General features: G+C 72.0%; 13 protein-coding genes. 3 read left to right on the top strand and 10 right to left on the bottom strand.

Annotation, left to right across the window (positions count from 1 at the left end):
- Window positions 1–91: 91 nt before the first annotated feature.
- The 10 genes from ACZ6MA_RS33840 to ACZ6MA_RS33795 form a co-directional block, all read right to left on the bottom strand.
- Entirely contained in the window at window positions 92–265 is a 174-nt protein-coding gene (locus ACZ6MA_RS33840; protein WP_469438740.1) for a hypothetical protein, read from the bottom strand.
- Between the two features lie 159 nt (window positions 266–424).
- Complete coding sequence (locus ACZ6MA_RS33835; RefSeq protein ID WP_469438738.1) at window positions 425–610, bottom strand: hypothetical protein; 186 nt, start codon at window positions 608–610, stop codon at window positions 425–427.
- A gap of 90 nt (window positions 611–700) precedes the next feature.
- Window positions 701–907, bottom strand: a complete 207-nt coding sequence (locus tag ACZ6MA_RS33830; RefSeq protein WP_469438736.1) for a hypothetical protein — start codon at window positions 905–907, stop codon at window positions 701–703.
- A 468-nt stretch (window positions 908–1,375) separates the two neighbouring features.
- The gene (locus tag ACZ6MA_RS33825) at window positions 1,376–2,773 is read right to left on the bottom strand and encodes a protein rep (protein WP_469438735.1); all 1,398 of its coding nucleotides are present in this window, start codon (window positions 2,771–2,773) and stop codon (window positions 1,376–1,378) included.
- A 631-nt stretch (window positions 2,774–3,404) separates the two neighbouring features.
- Window positions 3,405–3,617, bottom strand: coding sequence for a hypothetical protein (locus ACZ6MA_RS33820; protein WP_469438733.1), 213 nt, complete (start codon window positions 3,615–3,617; stop codon window positions 3,405–3,407).
- A gap of 160 nt (window positions 3,618–3,777) precedes the next feature.
- Window positions 3,778–4,782: a DUF2637 domain-containing protein gene (locus tag ACZ6MA_RS33815; RefSeq protein ID WP_469438732.1), complete on the bottom strand. Its 1,005-nt coding sequence runs from the start codon at window positions 4,780–4,782 to the stop codon at window positions 3,778–3,780.
- A 2-nt stretch (window positions 4,783–4,784) separates the two neighbouring features.
- Window positions 4,785–5,132 (bottom strand): hypothetical protein, encoded by a 348-nt coding sequence (locus ACZ6MA_RS33810; protein ID WP_469438729.1) that lies wholly within the window; start codon window positions 5,130–5,132, stop codon window positions 4,785–4,787.
- Window positions 5,133–5,244: 112 nt separating this feature from the next.
- The gene (locus ACZ6MA_RS33805) at window positions 5,245–7,257 is read right to left on the bottom strand and encodes a helix-turn-helix transcriptional regulator (protein ID WP_469438728.1); all 2,013 of its coding nucleotides are present in this window, start codon (window positions 7,255–7,257) and stop codon (window positions 5,245–5,247) included.
- 213 nt (window positions 7,258–7,470) lie between these two features.
- The gene (locus ACZ6MA_RS33800; protein ID WP_469438727.1) at window positions 7,471–7,695 is read right to left on the bottom strand and encodes a hypothetical protein; all 225 of its coding nucleotides are present in this window, start codon (window positions 7,693–7,695) and stop codon (window positions 7,471–7,473) included.
- Window positions 7,696–8,227: 532 nt separating this feature from the next.
- Entirely contained in the window at window positions 8,228–8,734 is a 507-nt protein-coding gene (locus tag ACZ6MA_RS33795) for a hypothetical protein (RefSeq protein ID WP_469438726.1), read from the bottom strand.
- Window positions 8,735–8,975: 241 nt separating this feature from the next.
- Here ACZ6MA_RS33795 and ACZ6MA_RS33790 point away from each other — a divergent pair, with 241 nt between their 5' ends.
- The 3 genes from ACZ6MA_RS33790 to ACZ6MA_RS33780 all read left to right on the top strand — a co-directional run bounded on the left by ACZ6MA_RS33790 (window position 8,976) and on the right by ACZ6MA_RS33780 (window position 9,948).
- On the top strand, window positions 8,976–9,215 hold the full coding sequence (locus ACZ6MA_RS33790; RefSeq protein ID WP_469438725.1) for a hypothetical protein: 240 nt from the start codon (window positions 8,976–8,978) through the stop codon (window positions 9,213–9,215).
- Window positions 9,216–9,250: 35 nt separating this feature from the next.
- Entirely contained in the window at window positions 9,251–9,466 is a 216-nt protein-coding gene (locus tag ACZ6MA_RS33785) for a hypothetical protein (protein WP_469438723.1), read from the top strand.
- 83 nt (window positions 9,467–9,549) lie between these two features.
- The gene (locus ACZ6MA_RS33780) at window positions 9,550–9,948 is read left to right on the top strand and encodes a DUF3307 domain-containing protein (protein ID WP_469438722.1); all 399 of its coding nucleotides are present in this window, start codon (window positions 9,550–9,552) and stop codon (window positions 9,946–9,948) included.
- Window positions 9,949–10,021 lie beyond the last annotated feature (73 nt).

Raw genomic sequence — 10,021 nt, 5'->3', positions numbered from 1 at the left:
CGCCCTGGGCGCCACCCTGTAGCCCGTCCTTGAGGAACGACGAAGGGCCCGCACCGATCCGGTGCGGGCCCTTCGTCGTGTGGTCGGCGGCTCACCTCCGGCGCTCGGCCGCGCGCTCCGCGAGCAGCTGCACGGCGACGGCCACCACCAGGCCGACCGTCCCGCAGACCATCACGTCGAGCGGCAACGCGTACCGCCCGCCACCGACCACGAACAGCACCACCGCGACCGTTGCGCCGACCACCAGCGCCAGCATCCTCGTCATGCCGGCACTCTGCCCGGCCGGGACGACGCCGACTCCTGCACGACGAGAACGGTCACAGCTCTTGCACTACGGGCCGACCCACGTCGGCACACCCTGTGCATTGCCTCGGTCAAGGGGTCCGGGTGGACAAAGGTACGTCCCCCCGGGGACGTACACGGGTCACTCGGCGGGGCCCGGTCCGAGGACTCGGCGACCACGCGACGCGGTCGGCCGCAGCAGCTCCGGGACGGGTGCCGGCGGCTCGTCGGCCGCGCGGTCCACGACGGTCCGGCCCGGGATCCGGGGCACGGCGGAGGTAGGGGAGAGGCGGGGGCCCGAGCCCAGCGGGCGGCGTTCTGAGGTCACCGCCGCATCCTGCCGCAGGACGGAGCGAGCTAGGCGATCAGCTATCTGATCTCGGGTCCGGCCGGGGGCCGACAACCCCCGGTTGTCGCGTCACCGGCTCCAGCGCCGGAGGTGGCGGCCGAGCCGCCGCACCGCGATCTCCCGGGCCACGGCCGGGGCCACGTACCCGGCGACGACCGGCCCGGCCGCCACCGTGAACGCCCACCACGGGCCCGCCAGCCCGTCGACCACGAGCACCCCGCCGATCAGCACCAGAAGCCCGATCGTCACCGCCAGCGCCTGGCCCTCGTCCCGCATCGCACACCCCCCGGTGATCACGAGCCGCCGACGCTACGCGGAGCCGCTGACACCGGCATCCGCGTTTCTACTCAGGCCAGCCTTGATCCGGGTTGCCTGTCAGGTTGCCGCTCAGGTTGCCCGTCAGGTTGCCCGTCAGGTTGCTTCTCAGGTTGCCGCTCAGGTTGCTTCGAGGCCCCACGTTCTCGGTCCGCTATCAGCGCCCTGACCTGGGGTAGCAACGCATGTCAACCGGCGCCAGAGCCGTCGACTACTTCCCTACAGACCCCTTCCCGGCCGGACCGCCGGAGCTGAGCGAGACACCCGGCCAGCACCGCCACGCGGACCGCCACGGGCACCGCCACAGCACCGCCATCGCACCGCCACCCACGGCTCGGGTGGCGGTGCCGTGGCGGTCCGCGTGGCGGTGCCCGTTGCGGTTCCCGCAACGTATAACTTGCTGCCCCCGCAGGGGGGTCTGAGGCCGTCTCAGGGGCCGGAGCGCCGGGCGGCGCGGATGTGGGTGAGGAAGTTCTCTGGGCCGACTACGAGCTGGCGGTCAGCAGCGGCCTGGGCAGTGGCGCGAGCCTCCCAGGACCCGGGCTTCTGGCAGACGATCCGGGTCGCGCGGCGGTCGCGGTCCTGGCGGTCGAACTCGTCGCGCCAGACGGCCATGCGGGCGGCAAGCTCGACCCGCTCCATGCGGGTCAGGACCTCGTCAGCGGTCGGCGCGACGCCCTCGGCCCCAGGCTCCGGCTCCAGGACGTCCAACCCCCAGGTGAGGCCCCAGGACTCGATCAGGGCGCGTACAGCGGCGGCGCCGCCCTTCTCCGCGCCCTTGAGCAGGGCCAGGGCCCGGCCCTTGTGCCGGGCGATGTGCCGGTACCAGGTCGCGGACGGGATGCAGGCGAGCGGAACACCGGCGGACGCCTCGTCGGCGGCGACCTGCCCGTCCTTACGCTCGTCGAGTTCGAAGCCCATGTCCTTGAGCAACGCCCGCAGGCCGTTTGACCAGTACAGAGCACGGATGCCGACCGCCGCCCGCACGAACTCCTGCCACAGCTCGACCGAGCGGGCGTCACCGGCAGCGGCGGCGCGGGCGATCTCGAACGGGGTCCGGTGCCCGCCCTGGCCCTGCTTGACGTCCTGGCGGGTGAGTTCGGCCGCGACGCCCCAGCGGGTCTTTCCGTCCTGGCCCTTCATCAGGTAGCGGGCCAGCGTGCCCGACTCGCCCCGGTCGGGGGCATCGATCCGTACGGCGACCGGCCGCCCGTCCCTCTCGCTGGTCTCCACCGGCATCCGGGCGCCGACCTTGACCAGGGCATCGGACCAGACCTCGAAGGCCAAGTGCTGGAGGGCGGCGACGCGGCCGGAGTCCAGGGGCCGGGCCAGGAACAACAGCACGTGGTAGTGGACGTGCCAGCCGTTTGAGCCGTGCGTGACCTCCCAGGCCCGGACGAATCCCCGGACCCCGTACGCCGCCTTCGCGGCGCGCCAGGCCCGCCCGGCGTTCATGCCGAAGCCGCGCTTCCATGCCTCGCGCTGCATCTCCGCCAGCTCGGACAGCGGGTCGCGCTCGTAGTGCCTCATGGTCAGCGTCATCATCACCAGGCCACAGCTCTGGCACTCCCAGAACCGCCCGACCTGGTCCAGCTCGTCCTGCCGCACCCGGCGGACGCTAGTGGAGCAGCAGGGGCAGACGTGCACGGATCCGCAGGTGACGACCCCGGCGAACCCGGCCCGGCCGTTGCGGATCACCGGGGTGACGCCGCCCGCCAGGACCGACACCCCGCACTTCGCCAACCGGTCGAGGCCGGAGATCGCCCGCAGCGCCTCGCGCAGCTCGAACTGTGCGTCCCGGGCCGCCGTGTCCGCGTCCGGCGCCATGGCCGTACCGCGCCCCCCGCCGCTGTAGCGAGGTTCCTGATCTGAGGGGCGCTGCGCCCCCTCAGACTCCCCAGCGCCCCCCCGCCGTCTCGCAGGGCTCTGACCTGGGGTGTCCGTAGTCTTCGCGGTAGTACCAAGGCCGCGTCCCTTTTTGGTGCCGGAGGGTTCTGCCCCACCGGTCGCGGGGGGGAGCGCGCTTCCGCGCGCAATGGCCCGCTTCGCCCGCTTTTTGCATGCTTCGGAGCAGTAGACCCGGGGGCGCTTCCCGGCGGTGTGGGTGATCGGCGTCCCGCAGTGACAGCGGGGGCCGGAGGGCCGCTGAGCGGGCAGAGGAGGCGCGCCGTCCTGCACATGTGGTGCACCGGCGCCGGTGTCTCGTACTCTGGTTGTCATTGGAGTCCTGGGCTGTGGAAGGTGTTGGGACTCTGGCTTTGAGGGGCCGGTGTGCAACCACCGGTCCTTCGCCATTTCTGCAGTTGTGCTGAGGGTGATCCTCCACCCTCCGGGACCGTCTGGCACACACCTTTCGCGTGTCGCTGAGGGGGGCTCACCTCTCCCGCGTCACACCGGTGATGACGAAAGAGCCCCGCCGCCCGGCGGGGCTCTCGGTCGTTCTGTGCAGGTCAGGGCGTCACTTGGGCCCGGCCACGTGGTAGTACCGTCCGTCCATTGCGCGCCAGATGTCCCAGATGTCGAGTTCGACATCGCGCTCGTGGCGGGCGAGTCGCTGGATGTCGGCCGCCCCGCAGCCGCCCCACCGCCGCCGCCCTTCGGTGACGGCCAGCCGCAGTTCCTCCTGGTACGCCGCCGCCCGGGCGGCGCTCTTGCGTCCGAGCATCTTCATGACGTTCCCCTCCGCTCATCTTGCGCTATGTGTTCAGTGTGACACAGTCGTTCAGGTTGCGCAATGGGGAGGGTGCAGGGGAGGTTTTTCCTCCCCTGCACCCCATGCGCGCTTTGTGGGCGTATTACCGCCCATTAGCTGATTGTGGTGGTGTGTCAGGTCATGCGGCGACCGTCTGCCGCAGCTCGCGGTACCGGGCGCCGACCCAGCCGATTGACCACCCGGTGACCTGGGCGGTGTCCCTGATGGACCGTCCAGACGCGATCCCGTCGCGGACCGCTTCGAGGGCGGCCGACTCGCTCAGTTTCTCGACCTCGGCGGCCGGTGCCGGCGCTTTCGCCTGAGCCTGTTCCCGGGTGGTCCGCTCGCGCTCTTCCTGGGCTCGCTCGGCGACCCGGCGCAGTTCCTGCCGCGCGAGGCGGTCACGCTCGGCCGCCTCGGCCGCCTGTACACGGGCTTCTCGCTCGGCCTGTACACGGGCGGCCTCAGCCGCCCGCTGCTCGGCCCGCTCCCGCCGGTCGCGCTCGTCCGCCTCGGCCTGTACACGGGCCGCGTGTTCACGGGCCGCCGCCTGTACACGGGCCTCGTGCTCGCGCTGTTCACGAGCGAGAGCGGCGGCGTGTTCACGGGCGTCGCGCTCGGCGTTCAGGCGCTCGGCCCGCTCGCGTTCACGCTCGGCCCGCTCCCGCTGTTCACGGGCCAGCCGGGCCTGTTCACGGGCCTCCGCCTGAGCCTGGCGTTCGGCGTCGCGACGGGCAACGGCGGACGCGATGGCCCGCCGGTAGGCCAGTCCGGACTCCGCGCTGACGATCAGCAGCAGCGGCGCGACCGCGTGGACGGCGACGCCCACGAGATCGGCCCGCAGGGCGGAGTCCCCGATGTTGAGCGCGAGCGTCATCGCGCCTGTCATCCAGCGCAGGAGTGCCGGCCACATGCCGCCGTCCGCGCCGAGCCGGGCGAGTGCCGAGTCCAGCCGCACGACGATGACGACGGCGGTGTCCACGACGATCGGCAGCAGCGGGGCCGTCCACGCCCACGCGGGGGGCGTGTGAGCCTCGACCAGCGGCGTCACGGTCAGGACGGAGAACAGCACCGCCCCGGCCACGATCATCCAGACGCCCACGCTCAGGGCCCGCTCAGCGGACCGGATCTGTTCCGCGTTCATGGTCAGGCCCCCTTCCGGGCGGTGTGGCGGACGGCGACCGTGAGGCCGATCCCGCCGGGCACGGCGGCCGAGGCCGCGATGGCGGACGCGGCGCTGTACACGGCGAGGAGGGTGGCGACCAGGCCGACGAGCCCGGCCGCCCCGGCGAGCGTGCACATCGCCATCAGCGCGGCGTGCTCACGGCGTTCACGGCGCTGTACACCGGCCGCCGCAGCGGCGTTCACGGTGGCCGCCGCGAGAGCGTTCACGCCCTCGTGTCCGGCGAGCGTGGACGGCAACGCCGCGTACGTCTGCGCGTCCACGTGGACGGCGATCGAGCCGACCGTGTACGAGGTCCGGTTGGTGTTCACGCGGTCACCTCCTCGCCCTGGTCGTCGTCCTGGTCGTCGTTGTCGAGTTCGGGGATGTACGGGCGGTCGAGGTCCACGAGGCCGAAGAACTCGCGGGCGGTCATCTCCTCGCTCATGCCGACACCTCCCCGGCGGTCGCGGTCAGCGAGCCGTCCCCGCCCTTGACCAGGTGCCCGGCCGCGACCAGCTTCGCCACGGTCTTCGAGACGGTGCCCTTGGCGAATCCGCAGGCCGCCACCAGGTCCTTCTGCCGGATCGGGCGGCCCGCCGAGCGCACCGCGTCGAGCACCGCGGATTCGGCATCGGTCAGCGCGGCCGGAGCCGCCGCCGTCTCCTGCTCGCGGGGCGCCGGCACGTCCGCCGTCCCCGACTTCACGAGCTGGAGACGGGGACCGCCTCCGGGGCCGGGGTCGGGTACCGGGCGCCCCGCTGCAACCACGCGGTGCCAGACGAACCGGTCCGGCAGGCCGATCACGTGGGCGGGGGAGAACGCCCGCGTGCGGATCGGGTGAGGCTTGGCCTTGGGCCCGGAACGGAGCATGGCCACGCCCGGCATTGGCAGGTCGTGAGCGTGCCAGCCCTTCTCTGTCGCGTCCTCGCCGAAGACGACGCGGGACTCGGCGGACGTCGACAGCGCGAGCGCGGCGCGGTAGGTGATCTGGGCGCTGATCTGCGGGTCGATACCGCCGTTCTTGTCCATCGTCGGTTTCTGCGTGGCCCAGATCAGGATGATCTCCGCCGCCCGGCCCATCCGGGCCAGCGTCCGCAGGTTCTCCATGATCCGGCTCCAGTCCGGGTCTCCGGGTTCCTCCGTGGTGCCCTTGGCCCGGGTGGTCCGGGCCATCGAGATCACTTCAGCGCCCTCGTCGACGAACACCGTGATCCGGGGGCGCACGGCGCTGATCTCGATGACGTCCTGGCCACGCGGAATCAGCCCGAGGCGTTCGTGCATCTCCTCAACCAGCTCGTCCGAAAGGTCGAGGACGTCGGTGATGTCGATCGCGGTACGGGCGCGGTGCTCCCAGTTGATCGCCTCTACTCGCTTGGGGTCGATGACGACCAGGCGATGATCCGGCGGCTCCGACGCCTCGGCCAGAAGGGCGCGGGTCGACCACGATTTGCCCGCCCCGGACGTGCCCGCGATCAGCATCCGGCGGCCCAGCGGCACCAACACCGGCTCACCGGTGACCGTGTCGACGCCCCACGGCGCCCCCGGGCTCCAGCCCGTCAGCTCGATGCCGTCGGCCGCGCTGCGGGTCCGCAGGGTGATCGTGGCCCGGTCGCCGTGGCTGCCCGGCTTGATCTCCATACGCAGATCGGTGCGCGCGCCGAGCAAGGCGCGGATCTCGTCGCCCTTGGCCCGGAAGCTCTTCGGCGTCCACCGCCCATCGAGGCGCACGTGCGAGACCAGCCCGGCGGAGGTGACGTCCACCGGGGTCGGCACCGTGCCGGCCAACCCGCGCTCGTCGGCGTGCTGCACCCAGTACGACGGGTCGAGTCGCTCCACCAGGCGCCGCTCCTCTGCTGACAGGTCGTCGGACACCTCAGCCACCGCCGTGCGGCGGCCGAGCCACAGCACGCCCGCGTTCACGGCGATCAGCGCCGCCGACAGCGATGCCGGCCACACCGTCCAGTCCGCCGGGGTGGACAGCACGTAGGAGGCGATCCCGGCCGGGACCACGTGCGCCGTGTGCGCCTTGACCGCCGCCCGCGTCAGGGTGTCCGGGTAGTCCCGCCGCGCAGCTTTCAGGTCAGCCTGAGCCGTCGCCCGGCCCCGCCTCGCGGCCTGGTCCGCCACCCGCGCCGCCCGCCGCGCGGCCGACACCGGGTTCTTCGAGTCCTTCCGCGCCTTCGTCCGGTCGGTCCGGGCACGGGCCGCCAGCGACCGCGCCGAGGCGTGGTTGCGCTGCGCGTCCATCAGCGCCTTGAGGTGCTGCGGAGTCCGCAGCTGCCGACGCCGGTCCGCCTCCGCGTCCCAGCGGGCCGCCAGCGGAGCGCACGACGGCGCCGCCGCGTCCAACGCCCGGCCGACCGCGACAGATGCCCGGTTGATCCGCTCCGCCGAGAACTGGCAGGCGGTTTTGGTCGTCGATCCGATCTTGCTCCATGCTGGTGCGAAGTCCACGAGATTCCCTCCAAAGGATCGTGGATCAAGGGCCGGAACCTATCCGTTAGCGCGGGGTTCCGGCCCGCCTTTTTGTGTGGTTTGCGCTCCCGGAAACCAGCGATCACGGTTTCCGGGCGGAAACCCCATCTGACCTGCGGGTTTCCGGTTTCCCCGGTTTCCGGGGAGGGGGGCCCTACGCGTGCGCGCGCGAGGCGGCCCGGTTTCGGTCCGTCAGCCGGTCGCCTTGTTCCAGGCCCGCGCCGTGTTCGGCGAGACGCCCGTCAGCTCGTAGATCCGGCGGTAGGGCACCTCCATCTCGACCGCAGTCGCGATCACCGGCCGCAGTTCGGCTTCCACCTCCTCAAGCTTCCGGAGCAGTTCGATCCGCTTCTTGCCGAGCGGCTTCAAGGTCGCTTCGGCCGTGGCCCGGAGTTGGGCCGGTGTTTGCTGCGTCATGCGGATCACTTTGACACAACCGAGTCTGCCTGCGCAAGAGGGTTCATGGTGACCCATTCGGGTGACGCTTCGACAGGTGCGGGGGACTGTACGCCGATCTCCCGGCCCCGGCACCCCATTTGGATCTCTTCACCCCACCCCACCCCTGACAGGCGCTCAGGCGGGCGCTCAGGCCCCTTCTTGGGCCCGACCCAGCCCAACCGCCCCCGGCCGGTGGGTGGGGCGCCTACGGTCACATGGCACGCGTGGCCGCCTCTCGTCGGCGACTGCGGCGGCCCGGGGGATCCAAAAAGCGGGCCAGCGGAACGGGGAGGGGGGTCGGCGGCGCTGCACGGCCGTCTGCCGGGCCAGCAGCGGGGCCGGGCGCCGTACCCCCGCCGTCACGGATGCAGGCGCGTGAGGCGACCTACAGCCCCGCCCGTGGCTCAGGGGGAGCTGGCAGCTGCCGCGATGTGGCCGAGCCCGGTGTGGTCGCTCCGCGTCGGTGCAGGTCTCGTCGGGGTGTCGGAGCGCTCCGACACCCCGAGCCGTACTACCGCCCGGCGTCCTCCTGGCCGTCAAAGAGCGACGGCTGGCGTGCCGGCAGGAGTTGCGGGCGGCGCGTCCGGGGACCCGGAGGCGGTAGCGGTATGGCCGGACGCCGGGGCGGACGCACCGCCCGGGGCGGCTCCGCAGCAGCGGCCACCGGCTCGTCGGGCACGGCCGTGCCCCCGGGCGCCGCCAGGAGGAAATCCCCGTCCCCGTCGTCAGCAGGCTCCGGAGGCCCTGCAAAGTCACGTGGTTTTGCAGGGCTGGCCTGCGGCTCCGCAGGCAAAACCACTGATTTTGCAGCAGCCGCAGCGGCCCGGCGCTCCGCATCGGCCACCGCCTCCAGGACCGCCCGCCGCGTCTTCCGCGCCTCGTACGCCCGCTGGTTGCACGCCTTTGAGCAGTAGATGACCGGCTTGGTGCCGAGCGACGGCCGCAGCGGCTTGTCAGGGTCGTGGCACTGCTGACAGATCCGCTCGCCGCGCGAGTTCCTCGGGATGTCGTAGCTCATGGCGCCGACCGTACCGACCGCCGGGACAGTCACTCTCGCCGCTCGGCGCCCCGGCCGAGGAATCCAGGGAATCTCACCCGAGGGGTTGCGCAGACTGACACGCGCGTGTCACTCTGAATGCAGAGCGCAGGGGAACACGAGACCAGCGCCACGGATCCACTGCACTCGCAGTGCAGACGGGACCGGCCACGAGGGACAGGCTCGAAGAGCCAGCCCAACCGAGACCGAAAGAAGGACAGTTATGGGCAAGAAGGGCGAAATCAACAACTCCGGCTTCCTGAGCCCCGGAGCGGTCGTGCACGGCGGCCAGCACATGTACATCAACGGCGAGGAGGTCGAGATGGCAGGCCAGACGCTCAGCGGCTTCGACAACGGCCAGGCCGACGACCGCGACGACCGCGCGGCGGAGGCCGCCCGCATCGAGCAGCTCCGCGAGGAGGCCCGCCAGCACCACCGGGCCACCCTCGGCATCTGGACCTGACGGCCTGTCGCTCAACCTCTCGAAGGAGTCCCCCGATGGGTCTGTTCAGCCCGAAGTACCCGGCTGGCGCCGAGCCGCAGCCGCCCCGCGAGTCCCGCGCAGACCGCCGCGTCCGCGAGCAGCACGAGCGCATCGACCGGCAGACCGCCGCCGACTTCCAGCGCGCGGAGCGAGAGAGCAAAGAGCGCTCGGCCCGCGTCTGGGCCGACTACGAGCGCCGTCACGGCACCGGCAGCATCGACTGGAGCTGACCGCTCCGAGAGGGGCGGCCGTCCACTGCCAGGCGCACGGCCGCCCCTCACCACCCCGATCCGCCAGACCAAGGAGGCAACCCATGTTCGCAGAGCTGTTCATCCTGCTGTACGTCTCGCACCTGCTCGCTGACTACCCCGGCCAGACCGACCACCAGGCCGCGAACAAGGCGAAGTGCGGCGCGGCCGGGTGGCGGGCGAACCTGACCCACGCCGCGACGCACGTGCTGATCTCCGCCGCCGCCCTGGGCGCCGGCACCGCCCTGCTCGGTCTGCCGCTGACCGTCCCGGCCGCCGCGCTCGCCCTGCTCTGGCTCGGCGCCACGCACTCGGTCATCGACCGCCGCTGGCCGGTCCTGTGGTGGATGGAGCACACCGGGCAGTCCGAGTTTGTGAAGCACGGCGGCGCCGCCCACGTCGACCAGACCGCCCACGTCACCGCGATCGCACTCGCCGCGCTCGCCCTGGGCGCCACCCTGTAGCCCGTCCTTGAGGAACGACGAAGGGCCCGCACCGATCCGGTGCGGGCCCTTCGTCGTGTGGTCGGCGGCTCAC

It is taken from the genome of Streptomyces sp. NPDC042259 (assembly GCF_055582085.1).
This window is presented reverse-complemented; position numbering and strand designations above follow the sequence as displayed.